Source organism: Streptomyces sp. MspMP-M5 (assembly GCF_000373585.1).
Taxonomy (GTDB): Bacteria; Actinomycetota; Actinomycetes; order Streptomycetales; family Streptomycetaceae; genus Streptomyces.
This window is the reverse complement of record NZ_KB891899.1, coordinates 68,598-92,094: the sequence shown is the minus strand read 5'-3', so window position 1 is coordinate 92,094 and position 23,497 is coordinate 68,598. Positions and strand designations below refer to the sequence as shown.

Genomic DNA, 23,497 nt, shown 5'->3' with positions numbered 1-23,497 from the left:
GGCGAGATGACCTTCTCGATGATCTACGCCTACTCCGAGAACTACGTGCTGCCGATCTCGCACGACGAGGTGGTGCACGGCAAGCGGGCGCTGGTGTCGAAGATGCCCGGCGACTGGTGGCAGCAGCGCGCCAACCACCGCGCGTACCTGGGCTTCATGTGGGCCCACCCGGGCAAGCAACTGCTCTTCATGGGGCAGGAGTTCGCCCAGGGCGCGGAGTGGGCGGAGAGCCACGGCCCGGACTGGTGGCTGCTGGACCCGTCCTACGAGGCGGNGGCGGACCACCGGGGCGTCCGCGACCTGGTGCGCGAGCTGAACCGCCGCTACGCGGCCACGCCCGCGCTGTGGGAGCGCGACACCGACCCCGGCGGCTTCTCCTGGATCGACTCGGGCGCCGCCGACGACAACGTCTTCTCCTTCCTCCGCTACGGGGCCGACGGATCTCCGCTGGTCTCGGTCACCAACTTCTCCCCGGTCGTCCGGCACGGCTACCGGCTGGGCGTCCCCGGCGAGGTGCCCGTCTGGCGGGAGGTCCTCAACACCGACGCCCCGCGCTTCGGCGGCGGCGGCGTCGCCAACTCCGGCCCGCTGAAGACCGAGCCGGTCCCCTGGAACGGCCGCCGCACGTCCCTGAGCGTGACGCTGCCCCCGCTGGCGACGGTCTGGCTGGGGCCGGCCTGACAGGACTGCGCGGGGGTGGGGGCGGGGTGGCGCCCTTGGAGTCCCCCAAGAGCACCACCCCGCCGCGGGCGACACCCTCGCGCGGGCTCAGGAGGAAGTCGTCCTTCCCGCCTCTCCCACCGCTACGGCGTGGTGACTCAGCCCACCAGGTAGGCGCCCCAGATCCAGCCATTTATCTCGTAGTTCGGGCCGCCGTTTCCGTACCACCAGCGGTGGCCGTCGTGCCCGTCCTTGCTGCAGATGATCTCGAAAGAATTCCCGCTGGCACCCACGACCTTGGAGGAACCCTTGGGGTACTCGTGGATGGGCTCGCCTATGTGGTCAACGAAAACGGTGCGGTGGCGCTCGCTGCGCGTGCAGGCCGCATCGTCGGCCGCCGAGGCCGTGGGGGCGGTGAGGGCGAGGGAGCCGATCGTCACCATGGTGGTGGTGGCGGCGATCGCCGCCGACTTGAGGAGCTTCTTCATAGTCTTCTTTCTTGCGATGATTCCGGAAGAACCGGGTCGCGACGGAAACAACGCGCCATCACACAGCCAGCACGTCATTTCGGCTCAAAAAACGACTCGCCCAGTCGGTAAGTCACGTACGCACGCGCCCATTTGCCGACTGGAGGAGTTCCGTGAACGTAACACGTGACGTGGAGAGCCGGACACGCCGAAGACTGGTTTGTACGATATCTGCCAGGTAGTGGCGAACAGCACGGACGTGGTGAATTCACGGCCCGCACAGTTCCGGACGCCGATTGCCGGACACGTATTAGCCGGACGTTACTGAACTTGATTGAGTGACGTCGGAGCCGCTCGCCAGACAGCGGCGGGCTGGCTCCGGTGACCCAGGGGCGTGAGGTTCGCGCAGGGTGCTGGGGTGACCGATGCACTCAGCGAAGAAGAGTCCTGCGGCTCGACACCTGTCACCGTCCGCAATGACCTGTGGTCAGTTCACCGTGCTTCCAACAACTCGGTCGGAGACTGGAAGCCGGATCGGCGGTAGAGCGGGACACTGCGTTCGGACGGCCAGACGATCAAGACGTCCATGCCGCTGCCCTGCGCGTGCCTTCTCAGTGGGTGTTCCGCGAGAGTTCGCCGATTTTCAGCTTGGGTTGGCCTCTGGGGCAGATGGTGCCGCCTTGGCGAGGGTGAACAGGCCGGGTTCAGGTTCGGTGAGGATGTTGCGGGTCACCAGGCGTTTCAGCTTGGCGCGGGTGTTTTCGGTGTGCCGTGGCTCGGGGCCGAGGCCGAGCGCCCGGGAGACCTCCCTGGCGCGGAGTCCTGCTCCGGTCTGCTCGAAGAGCGCCAGGATCTCGTGATATCCGGTAGACAGCGGTTCGGGTGGCGGGGTGCCGTCCTCGGCGGCCAGTTCCAGGATGGTCTCCTGGGTGGTCTCCAGCCGTTTTAAGGTCTGTTCGGCCGCGGCGAGTTGTTCGGTGAGGCGGGTGATCTGGTCACGCAGTTGTTTGGCTGTCTCGCGGACGAGCTGCTGCCGGGTCTCGATCTTGTTCAGGAGTTCCCTCATCGACGCTCCCGCTGGTCGGGGATGCTTGCCAGGCCGGCGGATCGCGCCAGGTCGGGGTGGAGGTGCGGGTGAGGCGGCGGAGCATGATGTCGGTCATGGACCAGTGGATCATTGCCACCGAGCTGGCCGGCCGTGCTTCGTAGTCGCGGGCGAGACGCCGGTGGAGCATGAGGGTTCCCCAGGGTCTGCTCGACCACCCACCGCTTCGGCTCCGGCACGAACCCTCTGGCGCCGGGCTCGCGTTGGACGATCTCCACGTCGATACCGAGGCGGGCGCCGTGCTCGACGACGGCGTTCTTGAATCCGGCGTCCACCCATGCCTTCGTCACGGTCGGTGCGGAGGCGGCGACCTTGTCCAGCAGCGTGATGCCGATCGCGTTGTCGTGGGCGCTGGCCGCGACCACGACGGCCGCGATGACCAGGCCGAGAACGTCGGTGGCGATGCCTCTCTTGCGGCCCGGGCTCTTCTTCCCCGGGTCCAGCCCGGTCGTTGCCTTCGGCGCGTTCACCGAAGCGCGCACGGTCTGGGAGTCCATCACGACCGCGGTCGGATCCTCATGCCGCTTGCGGCTCTCGCGGACCTGCCAGCGCAGCAGGTCATGGATGGTCTCGGCGGTGCCATCGTCGCGCCATTTGCCGAAGTAGTAGTACACGGCGCTTTTCGGCGGCAGGTCGTGGGGAAGGTAGCGCCACTGGCAGCCGGTGCGGGCCTGGTACAAGATGGCGTTGACGATCTCCCGGAGCCGTAAAGAATCAACTCATCGGCGTGTCGCTGTTGCTGAGTGGTTCCTGAAGCACGCGGCCAGCAGCGAGCAGGTCGGCTGCGGTGGTGAAGCGCGTCGCGGCTGGCGGCAACTCGATGCCCTCCTCCTGGAGGATGGACTGGACCTCGGTGAGGGCACTGTTGAGAGTTCTGAGCCCGATGCCGAAGGCTTCGGCCAGGGCAGGGCGGGTGCCGGCCTTGCGTGCGTAGAGCACGGCGGCCAGGATCCGCTCGGCGTCGGTGATCTTCTGGCGGAAGACTCCACCTCGAGTGCCCGGCTGACGCGGACCGCCGCGCCGCTGGTGGCGACGCTTCTCGACCAGAGCTGCATGCCGTAAGGAGAGTCGCTCGATGAGTGCGGCGAGGTCGGCCCGGCTCATGCCGGTCAAAACAGGATCCGACAGAGCTTGCGAAGGGCTGAATCGGCCCGGAGGCAGGGTGCCGTGTCGGACGAAAGCGATGAGGTCCCGGCTGCTGGCGAAACACAGCGTGGTGGGTGCGATGACCACGCCGTGTTCCGTCAGGGCCCGGCGGACATCCTTGATGGCCGGCCCAATGGCGTGCTGGTTCAAACTGAGCATCTCCGCCATCACATTCTGAGAGGTCACGTGACGGAGATAGACCACGGCCAGCAGGACCTTGTCGGCCGGGGTGAGAGCCGGTCGGCCATGGTTCCCGGCCTCCTGGCGGCGAGCACGTCCGCGCTGCCGATGAAGTCGCTCCTCACGCAGGGCTCCCAGGTCCGGAGCGATCCGTTCAGCCAGGGCGGACAGCTCCACGTGGGACATCCCTGTGAAGCGCGGATCGGACAGGATCCCGAGAGCTTCTTGGCGGGCCGTGTCCGGGGCAGCCCTCACAGAGGACGTACAGGTGGAGTGGCCGCGCGGGCCGATGCTGTAGTTCCAGGTGCCGCGTTCGGGGTGGTACTCGATGGGCAACTGCTGCAGTTGGGCTTTGCTGACGGTGACGCCCAGAGGGTAAGGCCGAGGATCGAGTGCGGCCTCGACACGAAGCCCGGTGCGCGTGCGCGTTGCGGCGATGGACCGGACAACGACTTCATGGCTGGTCAGGGGCCTGCCGCGCCAGTTCATCGTGATGTGGGAAAAGAGCCGGTGCTCTACCTTGTTCCATTTCGAGGTGCCCGGAGGAAAGTGACACACGGTAATATTCAGGCCCGTCTCGGTGGCCAGGGCGGCCAGCTCGCTCTTCCAGACCCGGTAGCGATAGCCGTTGGACCCGCCCGCGTCCGCGGTAATCAGCAACCGGGCGGCCTTGGGGTAGTCGAGGCTGCCGCGTGAATGCCACCAGCGTCGGATCGACTCGACCGCGAAGACGGAAGTGTCGTGGTCCACGCCGACGTTGACCCAGCCGGTGCCGGCAGTCATGTCGTAGATGCCGTAGGGGATGGCGACTTCGCCGTTCGGCGCGAAGAAGAAGCTGTGGTCCTCAACCTCGACCGGGTCCCCCTTGGGACGCCACTGACGGCCCGGGTTAAGCAGTTGGCCGAGCATCTCCTTCTTCTTCGTATCGACGCTGATAACCGGCTCGCCATCACTCTGATGTGCTTTCACTTGCTCGTTGATGTAGCGGAACTGGACGTCACGATCGGGGTGCTGCTTCCCCTCAAGCCGCTTGGAGGCAGCCTGCAGACTGAAGCCGTTCTCCCGCAGTAGCCTGCCGACGGTGACCGGCGAGACCGCATGGCCGTGCCGGGTGAGTTCCTCGGCCAGGTTGCGCAACGACTTCGTCGTCCAGCGCAACGGCGACATCGGATCTCCCCGCTCGTCCGGTTCCACGAGCCGCAGCAACGCTGGCAGCAGCTCAGGGTCCCGCTCGACGGCAGTCTGGCGGCCACCACCCGGCTTCCTGACGCGTCCTTCGGCCAGTGGCTCTCCGCCCGCTTCCAGCTCGAAGACGCCCTTGCGGACAGTGGACTCGCTGACCCTGGCTATCCGGGCGACAGTCCGTATACCTCCGTGCCCCAAGATCCTCGCCTCGTTCGCCAGTATCAGCCGCCGCTGTCGCTCGTTCAGGTGCGGCAACAACCCCTGCAATCTCGCGTCGAGTTGGGCGTGAACGTCTCCCGGAAGCGCCATACCAGACCAACGAGGCACGCGGACAGAAGCAACACCTTGTTTCCGAACAAGTCCCCCGCATCGCGTACTGGCCCTCGTGCCCGCTGACCGAGGGATGCCGTGCCTTCCAAGCGGTGATGACCGGCCGGATCAACTCCCAGGTCTCATCCGACAGATCGCTTGGGTACGGAGGACGCTCACCCACACCCACCAGCACACCGCAACGGCAGCGAACCGCAAGACCCCGAACCGGACAACCTGCTGTCAACAGCTACGAGAACAGCCGAACGCTCGCAGAACACCCTCTGATACGGGCAGACAGCGCCCGACATGGAATTCGGTGAGGCCGGAAGGTAGTCCGCGGTGTCCACGCTCAGCGTTCGAACTGGTGCCTCTTGACGACGGCCGGACCAGGGTTCACCCGACGCCGACACGCGGCGGCGTCATTGACGCCGAGTTGACCGAGAACTCGTCTCGACATGCGCCGGCGCCATCACGCACCGCACCTGATACGTCACGGTGCGAGCGGAACAACGGTCGAAGACCGAGCAGGCGGCACCCTGGAGGAAGAGAAGATGTGAAGGCGGGAGAGGAGGCGTGATGCGAACCAGCGACGAGATCTATCACCGGGTCCGCTGGGACCCGCGGTTCGACCCCACCCGGTTCGTGCTGGGGATCAGCCAGCGCAGGGATGCCGTCAAACGCATCCCGCTGCCTTCCTTTGTGCCCGGAGGCGACATCCCGTGGCACCGGGTGATGTTCATCGAGGCGGACGGTGAGGTGGTCTGGGACCGGGCCACCGGTGTGGACCGCATCGACTCGTCGGGGGCCGGCCGGGTGCGGGCCCCACAAGCGGACCCGAGCTTCGCCCGGAGCGAGCCCGCCGGCGTCCTCGATGTGTCCCCGACGGCCCGCACGGCGGTGGCCTGGATCCCGCCTGCGGAGCTGTGGCCGCCGATCCAGGACATCCGCCGGGATTACGATCCACAGATCCACCGCTGGCCGCCGCACGTCAACGTGCTCTTCGGCTTCGTCCCGGAGTCCGACTTCGAGCGGGCGGCCCCGTTGCTCGCCGCAGCGACGGCTGAGACGCCGGTCTTCACCGCCCGGCTGGGCGGGGTGCGCACCTTCCGGCAGAGGGCGTACGTCACCGTGTGGCTCGACCCGACGGCGGCCGGCGAAGCACCATGGGTGGATCTGCACCGCGCACTGCAGCAACGGTTCCCGCGCTGTCGTGGGCCCGCCAAGAGCTTCACCCCACATCTGTCCCTGGGCCGGACCCGGGATCCGCGGCGAGTCACCGCCGAGTGCGCCACCCGGCTCGACGCCATGACGGCGACGGTCTGGGAACTCGTCCTGCTCTCACGCAGAGGCGACGGGCCGATGAGGGCACGGGCCACGGTCGCCCTGCGCACGGGCGAGGTCCGTTGGCTGCCCGCGCTCGGCCTCGAAGCACCGGGCCCGGAGGACACGGCATGGCTCTCCGAGATCACCGACAGGTGAGGCCAGAGCCAGGTGGGGCACAACGCTGTCCGCTGAGGCGACGGATCTTGCCGTGGCCGTGGGCGGTGCCGCAGGTCTTGTCCTGCAGCGACACAACCCGCCAGGGCAACCCGGCTCCACCGGCACCCTCTGCGCGGACGACCTGGTCGAACGCAGCGGCGAGAACCTTGACGAAGGCATGACCGTACTGGAGCGTGCTCTCGCTGATACTCAGGGCACTCCCGACGTCTCCTGCGACCGGCTCATACGGACCCGGGCGTTGACGCCGACCACGGCGACGACATCGCCGTGATGGTCCTTCAGCGTCCTACCCGCACCGGTGCGGACGCCGAGCTCTTCCACGACGCAGCGCTGGACCTCCTCGGCGGCCTCGAGACGGCCCCGCGCGCCAGGGCCTGCGCCCAGGGCGTGTTCGCCTCCTGGCATCTCCAGGCCGAGATATGCGACTTCGGAGTCCTGACCACCAGCGAGCTGGTGGCGCATGCTCTTCAGCACGGCACCCCGCCCACGTGCCTCCGGCTGCGCCGCACCGACCGCCGGCTGATCGTCGAGGTGACGGATGGGGACCACCTGCCGCGTCGGCGGCGGTGCCGGGCCGGCCGACGAGACCGGACGCGGCATCTCGGTCGTCGCCACGATTGCCTCGTCTTGGGGATCACGCCGCACCCCGGGCGGAGGCAAGGCCGACTGGTGTGAGCTGTCCTTGGATGCCTGGCACAGGGCATCCCGTCACCAGAGCTTCTTACGGATCTCGCCGACAGGGTTGCGTCATGGACGGGGCGCTGTCGGGCGGTCAGGGCTGGTGGGGTGCGGTATGCCGTTGCCTACGGACGCAGGACGCCGTGGAGTCCGTAGCGCCGTATGGTCGGTGGCCGGGCAACGGCATCGTGTGCTTGGCGGGCACCCGCCTGCTGGACTCCTCTGCTCCGGCCCGCCGTTGATAGAGCGCACCTGACCGACGGTGCGGCAGATCGACGGTCCGCACCCTCTCGAACCCCTGGGCCTCGTAGTAGCGGCCCAGGTCGGCGTTGGTCTTCCACACATCGACGCGGAGCCAGCGCTTGCCGATCCTTTCCGCTTCACGCGAGGCCCAGTCGAGCATCGTGCTCCCCAGGGAAGCGCCTCTGCTGCTGGGACGGGTGATCAGTCGGTGCGCATAGAGCGCCTCGTCGGGGGCATCGGCCGGTACCCAGAATTCGGGATCGGCGAACCCGTCGATGGTGATCGTCCCCAGGTAGGCGGCGCCGTCGAGCAGCACATGGACGTTCCCGCGCGCGATGTCACCCGCGATCCCTCCGACGTTCGCTGGGTACTGCCACTGGTCGGTGCTGCGGGAGCGGAGCCACGCCGCTGCCTCGCTCCACATCGTGGCGATGACGTCCGCCTCGTCGGCGTGTGCGGGCCGAAGAACGAGACGGTCATACATGCGTCTTCCCTTCCCACGCGTACTGCGGAGCATGCCGCGCTCCGGCCCAGGCGGTTTACCTCTGAGCCGGGCCCCTGACGGCGGGCCCGCCCAGTGCGGATTCCGACCCTCCGCTTCTATGACCGCTGCAGGAGTGCGACAAGGGCACTTGCATGACGGCAGACGGCAGACGGCAGACGGCAGACGGCAGACGGCAAGTGCCCTGTAACGCTTTCCGTCATGGAAACCAACTCGGCCAACTCCGAGGACACCACTCCTGATTCGGCCCGCTCGGCTCAAACAGGTCGCGCAGCTCCTGGTCGGTGGTCTCCTCGAACGCCCCGATCTGCGTGCGCCCGGCGTTGTTCACCAGCACGTCCACCCGGCCGTAGCGAGCCAGCACGTCTGCGGCCACCACGTCGATCCGCCCGCCGTCGGTGACGTCCAGAGCGATCGCCTCCACCCGGTCGGGATCCGCGGCGACCAGGTCGGCCAATCCCTCGGGCCGTCGGGCCGTGCCGATCACCGTGTCACCGGCGGCGACCGCGGCCTCGGCGATGGCCCGCCCGAAACCGCTGCTCGCGCCGGTGACCAACCAGACCTTGCCGTTGTCCGTCATCTCTTCGTCTCCTTGGTCGATTTTCGTTCGGGACCTGCCCGCCGACAGGTCCCATCCTTCGCCAGCATCCGGGAGCACGTCCAAGACCTGTTGCGATAGCCATGAGTTGTGGATGTCCATTGGGCGCGATCCGCGCTACTTCGCCGCATTCGCCGAGGAGTTGAACTTCACGCGGGCCGCCGAGCGGCTGTTCGTCTCCCAACCCGCGCTCAGCAAGCAGATACGGATGCTGAAGAAGCAGCTCGGCGCGGGTCTGTTCCACCGGGACCGGCGGTCGGTGCGACTGACCGCGGTGGGGGAAGCCCTGCTGCCGCACGCCCGCGGGATGCTGGCCGCATGGGAGGCCGCCGAGGCGGCGGTGGAGGAGGCGAGGAACGCTGCACTGCACACGTTGGTGATCGGCATGTCCACCAGCCCGGGCCGCGGTTTGCTGCCCGCCCTGCGAACCAGGCTGGTGTCCCACTACCCGCACGCGCGGCCCGTCCTACGGCAGGTCAACCGGTCCGACCCCAGTGCCGGGTTGGCGGACGGGACCAGCGGTGTCGCCTTCGTCTGGCTGCCGCTGCCGAATGGCGACCGCTGCCAGTATGCGGTGGTGGCCCAGGAACGACGCCTGGTGGCACTGCCGCAGGGGCACCCGCTGTCGGCGCGGGTGGCAGCCGACAGCGAGGGGGCGGTGGACTTCACCGATCTCCTGGACGAGCCGTTCCTCGCCCTCCCCTCCGAGGCCGGCCCCCTACGGGACTACTGGCTGGCCCTGGACGCCCAGGACGGTCGCGCGCCGCGGATAGGCGGGGTGGTGGGCAGCGCCGAGGAGACCCACGAGGCCGTCGCCAACGGCCAGGGCGTTGCACTTCTGGCCACCGGCAACGCCCCGCTGGGTAGTCAACGCCCCCGCTGGTAGTCCGGGACGAGGTGATCGCGGTGCCGGTCCGCGGCATCTCCCCGTCCTGCCTGGCGGTAGCCGCCCGCCGGGACGACGAACGACCCCTGGTGCTGGCCTACTTGGCCGCGGCGGCGAAGGTGGGCGCCGGCAGTTCGTGAACAGCGCACCCCGTCGGCCAGGGGAGCCACCAGCAGGTGTGCGATCACCGTTCGGCGAGCGCGGAGGCGGGTTCGGCACGACCAAGGGTCAGGGCTTCGTCAGCCAGGACACCGGACGCCGTGCCGCCCGCAGCCGCTCCGACATCCGGTATCCGGCCGAGTCAGCGTTCCCAGTACTTGGCGACGGCCTGTGCGTAGGCTACTCGGTGGTCGAGTTCTGCGCTGTGGACGCGGAAGCGGCCGCGTGCGGACTCGGTGAGGGCCGCCCGGCCGAAGGGTTTGCCTGGCCTCTTCCAAACCGTTCGCAGCGGCGCGGTGGTGGCGCCGGCGGGGGAGTCGGAGAGGGCCAGGGCGGCCATGTACAGCAGGACGAGGGGCAGCAGCACCAGGCACAGCAGCAGCGATGGCGTCGTCCCTTCCCGTCCGTGCAGCACCGTCCCGTCGGGCAGGTGGATCTCGTATGCGGGGCGCCACCGCTTCTTGCGCGGTGGCAGGCGCAGTTCGGCCAACTCCTCGTGATCCGGCGTGAGTACGGCGAGGCGGCCGCCGTCCTTGCGGACGACGACGGCCAGCGGAGCGGCGCAGGCAGGTCCGGCCGCGAGAGTGAAGCGTGGCTTGTGCCCGTGGCGGAGGGCATGGCCGTCGGGGACGCCGCGGAGTACGTGGACGGGAGCCGAGCCGCGGGGACGCAGTTCGTATCGGTCGGCGTCGGGGTGGCGGGTGAAGACAAGCGTCATGGGGGTTCCGTCCCTAGCCGAAGACCGCACGGACGTCGTCAGCGGCCGGCGTCTTCGCGGAGGTCTCGTCGGATTGTTCCGCCGGGCGGATGGCCAGCGACTCACCGATCTGCCGCAGGATGCCGGTATACCGCGGCAGATCGGCGAAGCACGGCGTGGTCAGCGCGAGCACGATCAGCCAGCCTTGAATCGGCGAGGGGACGTACAACTCGATCTGGGCGAACTCCAACGCCGGGAGGACGGCCTCGCCCTCGGTCTCGGTGGCGTGCAGCGAGAGCACGGCCGGGCCACACGGCAGGTCCACGCGGGCGACGCTGCGATGCTCGTCGAGGGACAGCGTTTCCTGAAACGAGGCGGCGATGACTTCCGGCGCCTCCGGGGCCACGGCCTCTGCACGCACCAGGAGATGAGCGGTGCTTGCGGCGCCGTCCTCCGTCTCGTAGAGGGCGACGGAGGCGTGCAGAAGTTCGTCGGCGGTCAGAGACGCGGTGAGGTCGGAGTAGAGGATCGCGGTGGTCTCGCGCTGGAATTCGGTACCGCCTGGCCAGATCTTCTCCGCCAGCTCCCACAGGGCGGCGTCGAGGACGTCCGCGGGGAGGTGCAGTGGTAGTTCGTGGAAACCTTCGGGGGTGTCCAACGCGACCGACACGCTTTGCGGGGACAGCGCCATCACAGCCTCCCCGCAGCCGGTGTGCCGGTATCGGTGATCTGAGTGTGGGTGTCGATGGCGATGCCTGGCAGTTGCTGAGCCACCTGCGGGCCCTTCGACCACCAGGAGAGCGGGTCGATGGAGCCGTCGGCCCGCATGGCTCCGCGCAGGGAGGTCTTGATCGCATCCGGGGTGAGGCCGCTGTCCAGGACCTTGGTCAGACCCTTGCTGATACCTGCCTCCTTGATGCTCGCGCCCACCACGTCCTGGACGTGGCTGTTCCAGGCCAGCTTCATGCGGTTTCCGACCCCGGTTGCGGTGAAGACCTTGCTGCCGCCGACGTATTCCTTGCCCATCCCGAAGAGCGACTTTCCTTCCAGGGCCCGGCCGGTGAACCCGGCGTCACGCAGGGCGCGGATCTTGTTGACCTTGTCGATCGAGGCGACGGTGCGGCCTTCCACCTGCACCAGCTTCATGGGGACCTTGGCCCCCTTCATCGCGACGGAGCCGAACTTCCCGAACGGGATCACCCCGATTCCGTCACCCACGAGGTCCATGACCCCCACATCGGCTCCGCCGAGTTTCGCCGCTCCGTGTGTGGCGAGGGCCCCGAGGGAAGCGCCGGCGCTGGCGAGAGCCAGTGCGCCGGAGAGAGGCGGGCACCACATGGTGAGCAACGAGGCGACCCCCAGGATGCTGGAGGCGATCGAGAGCCAGTCGCCGATTTCCTTCAGCAGGTCGGCGTGCTTGGCACACCACTCCTGGATGCTGTGTCCCATGCGGGTGAAGAAGTCGCCGAGACCTTCCCAGAACCCCGGGTCCGGTGCGTTTTCCGTGGCGCGCCGGATGCGGTCGGCGATGCTTCGGGCCTCGTCCTGGTGATGGCCGAGGAGTTCCTCGGCCTTCTTGACGATGCCTTCCAACTCCTCGGTCGCGGAGTCCAGCCGGCTGCGGGCAGTGTCGAGGGCCCGGTCCGCCCGGTCCAAGCGGTCGCTTGCGGCGTCCATCCTCTTCTGCGCGGCATCGAGGGCGGCCTGGTCGGTGTAGAAGGTGCCGGCCAGGCGGAGGTCCGGGTTGGCGGCGGCCTCGTTGTAAGCCCTCTCCGCCTGCTCGTTCTCGGTCTTCCTGGTGGACACCGTCTGCTTGGCCGCGGCGGCCTCCGACTCGTACTGGCGGCCCTTGCTCTGGTACGAGGAGAGCGCGGTGTGCCAGGAGCGGAGCTGGGTCACCGCATCGCGCATGGCATCGCGGCTGTCACTCACGTATTTCGGCAGGTCACCGACGTTCTCGGCGAACGCGTTCGCCGCGTCACCCTGCCATTCGCCACCGCTCTTGCCGATGCGGGACAGTACGGCGTGGGCGGACTCCAAGGAGCGCTTGGCCGTGTCGAGCTTGCCGGTGAGGGAGTCGACGGATCCCAGGTCGCCGGGGGCCGGATTGAAGCCGAGGGCGGGGAAGTCCCGCGTGGTCATGAAATCCCCTGTCGGATGGTCAAAGGTACGGATCGCTCGGGTGAGTGCAGGCCGTGCGGCGCTACTTGGCGTTCTTCGCGAAGGCGTCGCGCAGCGCGTGCTCCACCGATTCGTAGTTCTGCTTGACCAACTTGAGCTTGTCCTCGATGGCTTGCGTGCCGTCGGCGATCTTCTTGATCGCGTTGTCCCAGCTGTCGTGGAACTCGTCGCAGGCGTTGTCCAGGGCCTCCGCCCCCATCGACTTCGGACCGGTGTCCTTCAGCGCGTCCAGCGCCTTGCGCATGTTGTCCTGGCTGTCGTGCAGATCCTTCAGCAGACGTCCCAGACCGTCCGCCTCGACCTTGAAATAGCCGCCCATGCGCCCCCCTGGTGATCCCTGTATCTCGGCATGGCCGTGCCAACATTACCCTCACATGACCCATGCTTTGCCAGTGGATGGCTCTCTCATTCGCGTCGGAGTATCCACTCCGCCACCGCTCCACCTGCCGCGACCTCGGTCGCAGAGTGCCGGCGTCGAGCGATACGCGCACGCCGCATCCGGCGCTCCGAGGCGGGACGCCGTTCGGGCGGGGCGGGGGCTCAGGCGCTCGCGGATTGGGCGGCGTTCGGCTTCGTCGCGGGCGGGGCCGCTGGCACGTGGCGCAGGTGGTGTCAGAGCGGTGGGACGCGGACGGCGGCGCCGGGCCGTGACAGGCAACCGGTGGCCGTCCTGGTCCCGAGCCGGGCGGTTGCCGGGACCGGGGCTGCGCGCCGGTCGCCGGCTTGACCGGCCCGTCGTCGCCGGCGGCCGTCGTCACGCCAGCGGCCTCAAAGCCCTAACGGTTGCTCTGTAGCTGGAGCCACGTCGATGACTCTCGACGTCGGATGAAAAGTAGACCGCTGGCAACAGCCTGCTGCGTAAGGCCCACTCAATGACGCGCCCGTTAGTCAGGGCTGTATGCCCTGCGGGTGTGAGCCAGTAGGACCGCGGATGGGCCTCCTCCATGAGACGGAGTCCACGGCGACCGAGTGGCCATACCGCAGCCATGCCGATCTGTAATGCGACAGCCCGTCGGTTCCGGCCTCGACGATCTCCCGTAGGGCTTCGGAGAGCCAATCGTGGAGACCTAAATGTTCTCCTGGATGCTCTTGCTGTCCGTTCGCCCGCACGGCCGCGCGCCTGGCCGAGGTGAGGCAGACCTGTGTCTGCATGGGGCGCCCAGGGGGCGTGTCGATCTGGACATCCCGGGTGCAGAGTAGGGCCCGACGCGCGAGCGCCGCGAGTGTGGCCCCGGCTCCCGCGTCGCGTATGCCTTGGGCATCGAGGTGCTGCTGGCGCGGGGTGAGACCGGCTCCCGGGTGTTTTGTGTTGTAGGGAATCCAGCGCCAGATGTCGGCCCGTTCCCGCGGCAGGTCACGGCGCCGACGACGGTCCGCGCCGAAACCCCGGAGGTGCTCAAGACCGAGAAACGGCTCCGCACAACCGTCACCGAGCTCGAGCAGACCCATCGCGAACCAGAAGGCCGAAATTGACTCCCGGAAACGTCATTCCATTTCGCTCACCGGAGCACCGAAGACAACCAGCATGGGTATCACTCGAACGCTCGCCGTTGTCCTATGAAGTTCGTGAGCTGACATCCATCACAGATTTCGCCAAGTTGGCCGGATGTCGACATGATGAAGGTGAGTCAACGGGGACTTCGCTGGCTCACCCGCCGTATGACCTACTGCTCTGGCTGGAGTTTCCGTTGCTCGGCCAGCGTGAGATCTTCCGCTAGGTCCGGCCAGTCCATCTCCTTCATCGGGAGCCGTGCGGTGGCGACGAACAGCTTGTGGCGAGCCGGATCGTCCTCCAGTCTCTCGACTACTTGAGCCAGGACATAGGCGGTGCGCATGGCGTTCGTCTGCGCGTCCTCAGCTCTGCCGACGAAAGGAAGGATGTGCGTATTGAACTCATCCCACGCGATCGACCGGTGGATCTTGGGCTCGTACACGTCGGCCATGAGGTCGACCAGCTGCTCGAAGGACAGCACACCGCTCTCGACTTTGCCCCCCACCTGTCCAGTTGTTCATCCACGGCACTCCGCGATGCATCATCCTGGAGTAGTTGCTGCCAGGATGCGTCAGGTGTCAGAGATCGAAGATCACTGGGCCTGGTCCGCGCTGGGATTTCGGGCTGTCTGCTGCAACGATTTGACAATCAGTGCAATGCCGACGCTACCCCGTGGTGCAGGCTGGTTCGGCCTCGAACGCCAAGAGAGCCAGCCCGCTGACTTGGATGACGGCGTTCCACTCGTCCTGGTTCAGGTCAGGGAATTCATCAAGTACGCAGTCAGGTACAGGACAGCCATCGGCGCTCAGCAGTACTTGCGCGAGTGAGGAGCCCGAGGGGCTGAGGCATATCCGCATCGCTGGCTGTGGCTGTTCGATGGGCAGTACGGCGACGTGCTGTGCGGCCTCCTGGTTGTCGGGAGTCTCCGACGCGAAGTCCAGAAGCGTGGTTCGTAGCTGTGTTGTGAGTTCGTCCTGCGGCAGCTCCGAGCGTTCCGCGATCGCGATCAGTGACTGGCAAAAACGTTCTCTGACCACCGCTCGGGCCGGCCTCGGGAGGCGGTGCGGATGCCGTGTGGCTTCGTCGGGCACAGGCTCGGGCTCCGACTCAAGCGCGGTGAAGATGAGTTTGCAGACAAGCAGCGCAGCTTCCCATTCGTTCTGGCCCAGCGCCGGGCAACTCTCCCGCACCTGTGTCGGGAGATCGCTCTCGTCCGCCGCCCAGAGCAGGTCCGGGAGCCCCACGTCGTAGTCGGCGAGTCGCAGGCCGAGGTTCCTTCCCCAGGTGTGGTCCTCACTGCCGAGGGTGACGAGACTGACGCGGGAGCGCTCGCCCAGCATCGCCTGGGCCAGTTCGGACAGGGCGATTTCGACCGCGGTACGAAGGTCGGGCTCGGGAACCTGCCGCCCCTCTCCGACGCGCAGCAGGGCATCGCGCAGGCGTCCGCGCGGCGTTCGGGGATTCATCGTCTCCTCCTACGAGAGCCGCCGGAGTCGAGCGGCTGTACCTTCGTCTTCTCCACGTACTTGTTGAACTCGTCGATTTTGTCAGCCGGCACCGCGTAGCGACCTGGTTCGTTGGTTGGCTTGACCTCGTACTGTTTCAGCCAGCCCAACACCTCCGGCTTGCAGTGGAACTCCATTTTGTGGGTGTAGTTCTTACTTTTGCCCAGCGTTCCGGGGTTGACCCTGCCGGTCTGGGCGATCCACTTTGGCTGCCGTTCATGCCCGGGCCTTGGGACAAGGCCGCCGTTCGGCTTCACCGCAGCGCTGGAGTTGGCTTCCGCCTCACTCCCGTAGCGCTCGATGATGACCGGGCATTTCTTCTTCGCCAGGCCGAGCGGATCAATCTCGGCGAAGGGATTGTCGACGTAGGCGTGTGCGTCCGGTGCAGGGCCGAGCCCGAGGGGATCGGGGCTGAGATACCGGCCGGTGTGTGAGTCGTAGTAGCGGAACAGGTTGTAGTGCAGGCCGCTCTCCCGGTCGAAGTACTGGCCGGGGAAGCCGAGGTTGCACCCCACGACCTGGCGGGGATCAGCGTGCAGCGGCACTCCCCACAGGGTGGATCTGGAGTGCCAGGCGATCCCACCGCGTTCGTCGACGAGTTCGGTGGGTGTACCGACCAGGTCGGTGATGATGGAATAGAAGCGTTGGTCGAACTCCTCCTGCGACCAGCCGGAGCTCCTGCGGGTCCGTTCGACCTGAGTCAGGACCCGGTAGCCGTCCGGGTCCCACTCCCAGCTGGTGACTTGAACACCCGAGGTGCCTTGCCCGCTGCGCAGTTCCTCGGCGAGTACGGTGCCGTCCCATGTGAACGTGGTCTGCTCCACCACAGTGGTGGTGTCGGCACCCAGCCGCTGCTTGGCGATGCGTCGGCCGAGGGGATCGTAGTGATAGCACCAGACGGTGCCGTCCGGGAGTGTGACTGTGGTGAGGCGGTCGTCCGCGTCCCAGGAGTAGTGCCAGGTGCGGAGACCGCCGGAGAGCAGCTTGCGGGACTGCTTGATGATCCGCCCCTGGTCGTCGTACTCATAGCTGGTGCGTCCTGCCTGGCGGAGCAGGGTGCCGTTGTATGCCCTGTCCCCCACGGCGTCGTGCTCGACCCCCCGCACGGTTGTCTGCCAGCCGGCGTTGGTCACGCTGCCCGCAGTGTCGTAGGCGTAGGTCTCCGACCAGTTGTGCCCCGTCACACTGGTGACCCGCCCCACCGGATCCAGCTCGAAGGATCGTGTCCCCACAGCTGTGTCCGTGAAGCCGAGCAGCTGATCGTCCGGGCGGTAGGCGAAGGTGCGGTGCCGCAGCGCTGCCTCGGGTACGTCGGCGTCGGCCGGCGCCGTACTGGTGAGGGTCTGGGCCGTCATGCGGTTGACCGGGTCCCAAGTCTGAGAGAGGGTCACCGTGCCGAGAAGGCGGTGGACCTCCCGGCCGGCAAGGTCATGGCCGAACCTGAGTTGTCGCCCAGCGCTGGTCAGCGTTGCCGGCCGGCCCGCGGCGTCGTAGGTCCATCGGCTCTCTATGCCGCTGGGGGTGCGGCGCAGGGTGCGTCGGCCGAGGCTGTCGTAGCCGAACTCGATCCGTGCCGACCCCTGTTGCTCGGCCAACAAGCGGCCTACGGGGTCGTAGCTGAAGGTCAGGTCTGTAGCGCCGTTGGCTGCGTACAGCAGACGGCCTTCAGCGTCGTAGTGAAAGCGCGTTGATCCGGCTTGCGAGTCCTCTCGGACCACGCGGTCGAGCGCGTCGCGGGTATAGCGAACGGTCTGGCCAGCGCCGTTGGTCCGCGATATCAGCTGGCCAGCGGCATCGTAGGTGTAGCTGACGGTCCGTCCGTTGAAATCGGACTCCTGCCGAACCCTGCCCAGCGAGTCGTAGTCGTAGCGCCACTGCAGTCCGTGCGGGTTGGTGACGGCCAGGAGTTGCAGTTCGGCGTTGTAGTCGAAGGTGAACCGGGCCCCATCAGGCCCCGTACGGGCGGAGACTCGGTCGAAGCAGGTGTATTCGAAGGAAGTGGTTCCTCCGGCGGCGTCGATGTGCTCGAGGAGGTTCTCCTCGGCGTCGTAGTTCCACCGCTCGGAGCTGCCGTCAGGCCGGGTGCACCAGGCGGGTTGTCCCTCCACCGTCCAGCCATAGGCCGTGACCGCGCCCAGCGGATCGGTCACCAGCCGTGGCCGGCCGAAGGCGTCCCGCTCGCACGTGCTCACGGCCCCCAAAGGATCGGTAATCGCTACGGGCAGGCCTGCGGCGTTGGTAGTGATACGAGTCGTCTGCCCCATTGCGTCGGTGACGGCGGTGAGATGACCGAAGGCGGTGTACTCGTAGCGGGTAATCGCCCCGGCCGGATCGGTGAGCTGCAGCAGGTTGCCGCGATCGTCGTACGCATACCGCCAGCCGGCGCCGTCCGCACCCATCAGGAGCAACGGTTGGTGGAAGCCGTTGTATTCAGCGGTCATCCGCAAGCCGTCAGGTCGGGTGACGGCTGTGGCGTTGCCCGCGGCGTCGTACTCCATGGCTATCGTCCGGCCCAACGGGTCGGTGCGCCACAGCAGACGGTGGTATCGGTCCCATTCGAAGCGGGTGACCGCTCCCGAGGCATCGGTTTCCCGGATGGTCTGGCCGCGCTCGTTGAGCTGGTAGACGGTGACGTGTCCCAGCGCGTCGGTCACCCGAGTGCGCCGCTCCTCGTCGTCGTAGGCGAAGAGAGCGTCAAGAAACCCGCCCTCCCCTCGGGTCTCGACGCAGCGCCCGGCCCCGTCGTAGAGGTAGTCGTACCGATGGAGATTGCGATCGGTCCAGGAGGTGATCCGACCGTCTTGGTCATAGGTGAAGCGCATCGGCACGCCGGAGGAGTTGGTGACCTCGGTGAGGTTCCCGTCGGTGCCGTAGGCGAATGCGGTCAGCAGGAGGCCCGCCTCGGCGTCGCCCTCATACCCCACATCGCCGGTTGCTTCAGCCGCCAGCGCAACCGCGTCCGAGCTCCGCGCGCCCAGCAGACGCAGGCCGGTTATCCGACGCCCCGTGGTCTCGATGGAGATCCGATATCCGCTGCTGTGCCAAACTTCGCGCGGGGCTCCGTCCTCGGAATAGTCGATGGCGATCTCGTTTCCATGCCGATCGGTAATTGCCGTCAGCGGGAACTGTGAGTCGTCGATCCCCCGCTCCGACATACCCGTGACGTTCGCCGGATTGTCGAAGTGCCACGAGCGTCCCTCTTGCGGATCGCTGATGCGCAGTCCACCGGCAGTCTCCGGGTCCCAGCTGAGAGGCCATCGAGGGCCTTCGACGGGAAGGACGGGCCCGTCATGCGTGGGGATCGGGTAGACAAGGAGCATGCCGTCTTCGGTGGCGAAGACGACGCCGTTATCGTCGAGTTCGAGCCGCTGGTCGAGGGTCGAGGACCACGACGGACCGAACCAACCTCCACAGCGGTACGAGGACACATGGGTCCGTGAAAGCACCAGAGGCAACACGGCCGGCAGGCTGACGTCCTCTTGCGCAAGGATCATCTCACCAGTGGCGATGTCGATCGGGTCGCTTCGGCAATTCCGACTGGCCGCCGGAACACTGGTCTTGTGCGGCTCTGCTGCTCCGTCGCGCAGACGCGATCCTGACGCGTCCCTCCCCGCCTTCTTTCCGCCAGCGCTTCTACCGGCTCCGCCGACGCCACTTCCCGGCCCCTTGGGGGCTTTCGTGTCACCCTTACCGAGGCCATGGAAGTGGTCTGCAAGCCCCTTATCGTTCTCGGCGTGGTTGGTGGCGACCTTCTTCAGCCGGCCCCCGGCATCGTGGTACAGGTCCTGGACGGCCTTGCTCGCGTCCTTGGCCAGGGTCTTGCCCAGCTTCTCCGCGCCGTGCTCCAGCGCCTTGACGATCCGGTTGCTCACTCGAAGCTCACCCCCGCAGCCTTCGACTCGAAATCAGCGGCATGCGAAGCCACCGTCCGCGCATGCCCCCGCAACACCTCGGCGCGCTTGTGCAACTCCTCCGGATGGATCGAGAAACTCTCGCCCGCGCCACCCCCACCGCCGCCGGAGACGCCGAGCGCGGACTCGGCGGCCTGGAAGACCATGCCGCTCACCGCCTTGCCGACCACCTCCACCAAGGGGTTGATCGCGGCCTCGATGACCTGGCCAATGATGTACTGCTCCAACTGCTGCTCAAGGAAGTTCACGAGCTTCTTGCCCGCCGCGATCACCAGCGCCTCGGCCGCCTCCGCGATCCCCAGCGTGGCCACCGCGGCAGCCTGATCGGCCACGAACGTGATGGCCAGCACGATCAGCTCACCGATCGCCTCCACCTTCATCGCCACGATCGTCTCCGCCGCGATATCCAGCGCGGTGGCCACCGTGTGGCAGGCATTGACCAGCTCCGTCATGTGCCCGTCCGAGAGCTGCCCCCACTTGGCCAGCAACGCCTCGTACGACGCCCCCTGATACACCTCGGCCAGCTGGTGAACCGTCGAAGTCGAGTCCTTGTGGGTCTCATCCAGCTTCTGCGCGAAGTCCCGCACATGGGACGCGAACTCACGGACCTTGTCCTCGTTGACGCTCGGCCAGTTCACCCCGATGAACTGAAGGAACGTCACCACCTCATCCGGCAGCTCAATCGCCATGCGGAATCCCCCCTGCCATTCACATCCCCCTTGGTAGAACGCGCTGCCTACGGGGCATCAGACTTACGCCAAGAGATAGCAATGAGAGGGCAATGGAATGCCATGTATAGCCCAATCGGCATGCCAGGCGGCGGGTCAGCGACACAAGGCCGGAGCTGCGATGCGCGCCGGCCAGCCCGACCTTGTGCATCAGGCGGGCGAGGCGCTTGCACCCGACGCAGAGGCCGTCGATCTCGTGCAGGTCAGCATGTATGGGCGGGGCTCCGTAGGTCCCCTGGGGCCACTCGTGGCACCCGAGGATCTTCTCCGTGAACTCGACGTCCTCACGCTGCCGGGGCTGAACGGGTCACACCCCATCCAGGCGTAGTAACCCCAGCGCCGGCGCTGACGGTCTGGGTGAACCTCCGCAGCGTCCACTTCCCGCTCGACGGGCACCTGGTCACCACGGTCCCGTCCCGGCTGCCGCCGGAGGATCTCGCCTACCCGATCACGCGCTACGGCGCCCGTCCGGCCGGTCCCGAGCCCGCACCCGCCGCCCTGCCCAGGGCCCGCAGCGGCACACGGCCATCCTCGCTGCCGGCGGACCAGTCGAGGTCGACCGAATGGTCCCGCGCGACGGGTTTGTGGCATGGCCCCCAGAAGGTCCGTCAAGGATCTCCTCACGACAGGTCGTCAAGGAAGTCCTGAAACTCATATCGCGACGCGTTCGGGTTCCGGGATCTCGCTCGTTGGCGGCCTGGCCGCGATGCCCTGCCCTGCGATGGATTTGCACAGGACCGTGTACCGCCGCGCAGGACGAACTACTCGACGGCGCAGCGGTCGTGACAGTAGCGGATCGCACGCACGACTCGTCGTTGTGTGGCGGGCCTTCCTCCCGCAGGTCAGCACGTGTGACCGAGACCAAATCGCGCCTTCGTAACAGAGGCTCCATAGCATCAGCGACAGCTACGTCAAGGTCGACATCACCCATTCGAGTGGCCACCCGCTGCCCCTCCGTCTCTCCTCCGGTCGAGCAGGCACGCTCGAGAGGACAGGCCACGGGCGGTGAGTAGACACGGCACTAAGCCCAAGGAGGTGTCAATCATGGTGACACCCTGCCCACCTCGATCCACCAGTATGGACAGCAGCCCACTCGCGGCATGGATCGACCAACAGGGCCACGACCGGGACAAGCAGCAAGAAGCGCGAGTCGTCAGGTTGCGCTTCGCCTTCTACGGCCGCGTCTCCACCGAGGACCACCAAGACCCCGAAACCTCCCGCGCCTGGCAACTACTGCGAGCCCAGGCCCTCGTCTCCGGATACGGCCGCATCACAGACCACGCTGGGCACCCGCGACACCATGCGGTGGAACACACCAGATGACTGGGCCGTCTCCACCACGCCCGCCCACCCCGCTCTGATCGGCGAAGCTGATTTCATCGCCGCTCAGAACATCCGGGCACCCCGTGAGACGGTCCCGGGCCGCACCTATCTGCTGGCGGGGCTGCTGCGCTGCAGCCTGTGCGGGCGCCGGATAGACTCCTGCTGGGCCCGCCGCCCGGCCTATCGCTGCCGGCACGGCCACTCCAGCGCCACCCCACCCGACCGGAGCCGACCGCCGAACGCATACGTGCGCGAGGACCGCATCCTGGCGCACCTTCCCGCCCTGCTCATCCGACTCACCACCCCCGACTCCGAGGGAAGGCTCCCGGAACCCGGCCACGGCGAGCCGCTCACCGAGGCCGACGCCCTCGACCACCTCCGGGCCAACGGCATCGCTCTGATCTTCGACCCAGTGGCCAAGACCCTCACCGCCGACCACCCGCAAGGAGAAAGGATCAAGATCACTATCGACTGACCGCGACCAATGCCGACGGCCCCCGAAGGGAGAAGAGTCAGGAGAAGCCTGAAGCAACAAGCACCCGCTCCCGAGCCGAAGCCCGAGACGGGTGCCAGTTCCGCCTGCCCGCGAAGCGGGCACCGTGTGCGATAGGTGTGTCCGAGAACTTTACGCACATGCCGGTGATGCGGGGCGAATTCCTATTGCCGTAGGTGTCGCGCCAGACCTGCTGTGGGCGGTTCGCAGCCGATACAAGGAAGCCTGCGCCGTAACGGCCACTACCACCACGACCACAAGAGGCGACCTCGAAGTTCGCCCAAACGGAAAGTTGGGGCAGGGTGCCACCAAACGCGTGATCACCGGCGTCCGTGGACGGCTCCGCCGATGTCCACACCCATGGTCAGCGTTCGTAAGTGCCCACCAGCAGGCCGCTCGCCAACTCTCTGCCTTGCACCGCGTGATGCACAGCGTCGACTGTTGGTCTGCCGCGCAAGGGAAGCGACTCCGACACGGCCCACAGACGGAAGACGTAGCGGTGCGCCCCGTGCCCCGGCGGAGGCATGGGACGGCCCCAGCCCAGCCGGCCGAATCCGTTGGGCCACTCCTGGCCACCGGGAGGCCGCTCCCCCTCCGCCACACCGGAACTCCGCGGATCGATACCGGTGACCAGCCAGTGCAAGAACGACCCGCCCGGCGCATCAGGATCCTCGCACAGCAGGACCAACTCCAACGTGCCCTCCGGCACCCCAGACCAGATCAGCGGCGGCGACACGTCATCACTCCCCCCGCTGTGGCGTTGAGGGATCGCCCCGTGATCGGTGAACGCTGCGCTTTTGAGTTCCATACCAGTCATGCGCGCGGCCCTACCCGAACCAGACCGGTCGGCACCGGTCCAGACGGGCACAACACCTGATCGGCCGCCTACGTCGACGGGCCCGCCGGGAACCTCGTAAAACGGACCTGACACGGAGCGCACGATGCCGACGAGAATCCTGCTTGAGGGACGACCCGGTGTGGGCAAGACAACGGTTGTCCGCCGACTGGCCGCACTGCTGCACACCCGTAAGGCGGTCGGCTTCACGACGGAGGAGATCCGGCAAGGCGCCACCCGGGTCGGATTCACGCTGGAGACGCTGGCAGGCGGTCTGCGGGCCGTGTTCGCCCATGTCGACTTCCCGGGACCGCCGCGGGTGGGCCGGTACGGCGTCGACCTGGGCGTCATGGAGCGGCTTGCGCTGCCGCCGCTCAGGTCAGCGGCGACGGAACCGGTTCCTGGGACCCTCGTACTGATCGACGAGCTCGGGCGCATGGAGCTGGCGAGCGCCGCGTTCCAGGACACGGTCCGGTGCCTGTTCGAGTCCGAGATCGACATCGTCGCCACGATCCACGCGAAAAGCGACCCGTTCACCGACGTCCTCAAGCGGCGTACCGGCATCGAACTCGTCCAGGTCACCCGAGCGAACCGGGACATCCTTCCCGAGACTCTCGCAGCCCGGTTGGAACCTCCGTGACAACCTCATCCGACACAGTCATGGCTCCATTCCGAGCGCGGTAGGAAGTCCCGATTCCGGAGCCACCGAGC

Annotated in this window: 18 protein-coding genes and 6 pseudogenes; 8 read left to right on the top strand and 16 right to left on the bottom strand. The window is 67.2% G+C overall.

Annotated features, from left to right (window positions below):
* A partial coding sequence (locus tag B073_RS0122395) for an alpha amylase C-terminal domain-containing protein (RefSeq protein WP_018540315.1) occupies nucleotides 1–681 on the top strand: 681 nt, incomplete at its 5' end.
* A 137-nt stretch (nucleotides 682–818) separates the two neighbouring features.
* Here B073_RS0122395 and B073_RS0122390 read toward each other — a convergent pair.
* The 4 genes and pseudogenes from B073_RS0122390 to B073_RS49335 form a co-directional block, all read right to left on the bottom strand.
* Nucleotides 819–1,148, bottom strand: a complete 330-nt coding sequence (locus tag B073_RS0122390) for a hypothetical protein (RefSeq protein WP_018540314.1) — start codon at nucleotides 1,146–1,148, stop codon at nucleotides 819–821.
* Nucleotides 1,149–1,770: 622 nt separating this feature from the next.
* On the bottom strand, nucleotides 1,771–2,193 hold the full coding sequence (locus B073_RS0122385; RefSeq protein ID WP_018540313.1) for a hypothetical protein: 423 nt from the start codon (nucleotides 2,191–2,193) through the stop codon (nucleotides 1,771–1,773).
* A 37-nt stretch (nucleotides 2,194–2,230) separates the two neighbouring features.
* Nucleotides 2,231–2,936 (bottom strand): annotated as a pseudogene (locus tag B073_RS40710) (IS5 family transposase); the annotation flags it as partial.
* Between the two features lie 963 nt (nucleotides 2,937–3,899).
* Nucleotides 3,900–5,052: pseudogene (locus B073_RS49335) on the bottom strand (ISAzo13 family transposase); the annotation flags it as partial.
* A 579-nt stretch (nucleotides 5,053–5,631) separates the two neighbouring features.
* Here B073_RS49335 and B073_RS0122370 point away from each other — a divergent pair.
* Nucleotides 5,632–6,534 (top strand): RNA repair domain-containing protein, encoded by a 903-nt coding sequence (locus tag B073_RS0122370; RefSeq protein ID WP_018540311.1) that lies wholly within the window; start codon nucleotides 5,632–5,634, stop codon nucleotides 6,532–6,534.
* A gap of 100 nt (nucleotides 6,535–6,634) precedes the next feature.
* Nucleotides 6,635–7,240, top strand: a pseudogene (locus B073_RS48035) (ATP-binding protein); the annotation flags it as partial.
* Between the two features lie 87 nt (nucleotides 7,241–7,327).
* On the opposite strand, the gene B073_RS40700 reads toward B073_RS48035, so the two are convergent.
* Both B073_RS40700 and B073_RS0122355 read right to left on the bottom strand, forming a co-directional pair.
* Nucleotides 7,328–7,960: a GNAT family N-acetyltransferase gene (locus B073_RS40700; protein WP_018540310.1), complete on the bottom strand. Its 633-nt coding sequence runs from the start codon at nucleotides 7,958–7,960 to the stop codon at nucleotides 7,328–7,330.
* Between the two features lie 274 nt (nucleotides 7,961–8,234).
* Nucleotides 8,235–8,558 (bottom strand): annotated as a pseudogene (locus B073_RS0122355) (SDR family NAD(P)-dependent oxidoreductase); the annotation flags it as partial.
* A 112-nt stretch (nucleotides 8,559–8,670) separates the two neighbouring features.
* On the opposite strand from B073_RS0122355, the pseudogene B073_RS40695 reads away from it, so the two are divergent.
* Nucleotides 8,671–9,602, top strand: a pseudogene (locus B073_RS40695) (LysR substrate-binding domain-containing protein).
* A gap of 161 nt (nucleotides 9,603–9,763) precedes the next feature.
* Here the strand turns inward: B073_RS40695 and B073_RS0122345 are convergent.
* The 4 genes from B073_RS0122345 to B073_RS0122330 form a co-directional block, all read right to left on the bottom strand.
* Entirely contained in the window at nucleotides 9,764–10,339 is a 576-nt protein-coding gene (locus B073_RS0122345) for a hypothetical protein (protein WP_018540308.1), read from the bottom strand.
* A 13-nt stretch (nucleotides 10,340–10,352) separates the two neighbouring features.
* Complete coding sequence (locus B073_RS0122340) at nucleotides 10,353–11,009, bottom strand: hypothetical protein (RefSeq protein WP_018540307.1); 657 nt, start codon at nucleotides 11,007–11,009, stop codon at nucleotides 10,353–10,355.
* Nucleotides 11,009–12,460 (bottom strand): putative T7SS-secreted protein, encoded by a 1,452-nt coding sequence (locus B073_RS0122335; protein ID WP_018540306.1) that lies wholly within the window; start codon nucleotides 12,458–12,460, stop codon nucleotides 11,009–11,011. Before B073_RS0122335 ends, B073_RS0122340 begins: the two co-directional genes overlap by 1 nt.
* A gap of 61 nt (nucleotides 12,461–12,521) precedes the next feature.
* Nucleotides 12,522–12,818 carry a hypothetical protein gene (locus B073_RS0122330; protein WP_018540305.1) on the bottom strand — a complete coding sequence of 99 codons (297 nt, stop codon included), beginning with the start codon at nucleotides 12,816–12,818 and terminating at the stop codon, nucleotides 12,522–12,524.
* Nucleotides 12,819–13,753: 935 nt separating this feature from the next.
* On the opposite strand from B073_RS0122330, the gene B073_RS46575 reads away from it, so the two are divergent.
* Nucleotides 13,754–13,972, top strand: a complete 219-nt coding sequence (locus tag B073_RS46575) for a hypothetical protein (protein WP_158690179.1) — start codon at nucleotides 13,754–13,756, stop codon at nucleotides 13,970–13,972.
* 191 nt (nucleotides 13,973–14,163) lie between these two features.
* Here B073_RS46575 and B073_RS0122325 read toward each other — a convergent pair whose 3' ends face one another.
* The 5 genes and pseudogenes from B073_RS0122325 to B073_RS49330 all read right to left on the bottom strand — a co-directional run.
* Nucleotides 14,164–14,472 (bottom strand): hypothetical protein, encoded by a 309-nt coding sequence (locus tag B073_RS0122325; protein ID WP_199788180.1) that lies wholly within the window; start codon nucleotides 14,470–14,472, stop codon nucleotides 14,164–14,166.
* A gap of 184 nt (nucleotides 14,473–14,656) precedes the next feature.
* The gene (locus B073_RS0122320) at nucleotides 14,657–15,457 is read right to left on the bottom strand and encodes a hypothetical protein (RefSeq protein WP_018540303.1); all 801 of its coding nucleotides are present in this window, start codon (nucleotides 15,455–15,457) and stop codon (nucleotides 14,657–14,659) included.
* Nucleotides 15,454–19,368 carry a DUF6531 domain-containing protein gene (locus B073_RS0122315; protein ID WP_018540302.1) on the bottom strand — a complete coding sequence of 1,305 codons (3,915 nt, stop codon included), beginning with the start codon at nucleotides 19,366–19,368 and terminating at the stop codon, nucleotides 15,454–15,456. Before B073_RS0122315 ends, B073_RS0122320 begins: the two co-directional genes overlap by 4 nt.
* Nucleotides 19,365–20,096, bottom strand: a complete 732-nt coding sequence (locus tag B073_RS0122310; RefSeq protein WP_018540301.1) for a WXG100 family type VII secretion target — start codon at nucleotides 20,094–20,096, stop codon at nucleotides 19,365–19,367. The genes B073_RS0122315 and B073_RS0122310 overlap by 4 nt, the downstream gene beginning before the upstream one ends.
* A gap of 19 nt (nucleotides 20,097–20,115) precedes the next feature.
* Nucleotides 20,116–20,400: pseudogene (locus B073_RS49330) on the bottom strand (transposase); the annotation flags it as partial.
* An 812-nt stretch (nucleotides 20,401–21,212) separates the two neighbouring features.
* Here B073_RS49330 and B073_RS42895 point away from each other — a divergent pair.
* On the top strand, nucleotides 21,213–21,458 hold the full coding sequence (locus B073_RS42895) for a hypothetical protein (protein WP_018540299.1): 246 nt from the start codon (nucleotides 21,213–21,215) through the stop codon (nucleotides 21,456–21,458).
* A complete protein-coding gene (locus B073_RS46565) occupies nucleotides 21,436–21,933 on the top strand; it encodes a zinc ribbon domain-containing protein (protein WP_158690178.1) in 498 nt (165 codons plus the stop codon). The genes B073_RS42895 and B073_RS46565 overlap by 23 nt, the downstream gene beginning before the upstream one ends.
* A gap of 382 nt (nucleotides 21,934–22,315) precedes the next feature.
* On the opposite strand, the gene B073_RS0122290 is transcribed toward B073_RS46565, so the two are convergent.
* Nucleotides 22,316–22,768 carry a YbhB/YbcL family Raf kinase inhibitor-like protein gene (locus B073_RS0122290; protein ID WP_026247614.1) on the bottom strand — a complete coding sequence of 151 codons (453 nt, stop codon included), beginning with the start codon at nucleotides 22,766–22,768 and terminating at the stop codon, nucleotides 22,316–22,318.
* 124 nt (nucleotides 22,769–22,892) lie between these two features.
* Between B073_RS0122290 and B073_RS0122285 the strand changes: the two genes are divergently transcribed.
* Nucleotides 22,893–23,426: a nucleoside-triphosphatase gene (locus B073_RS0122285; RefSeq protein ID WP_037812338.1), complete on the top strand. Its 534-nt coding sequence runs from the start codon at nucleotides 22,893–22,895 to the stop codon at nucleotides 23,424–23,426.
* Nucleotides 23,427–23,497: the final 71 nt, after the last annotated feature.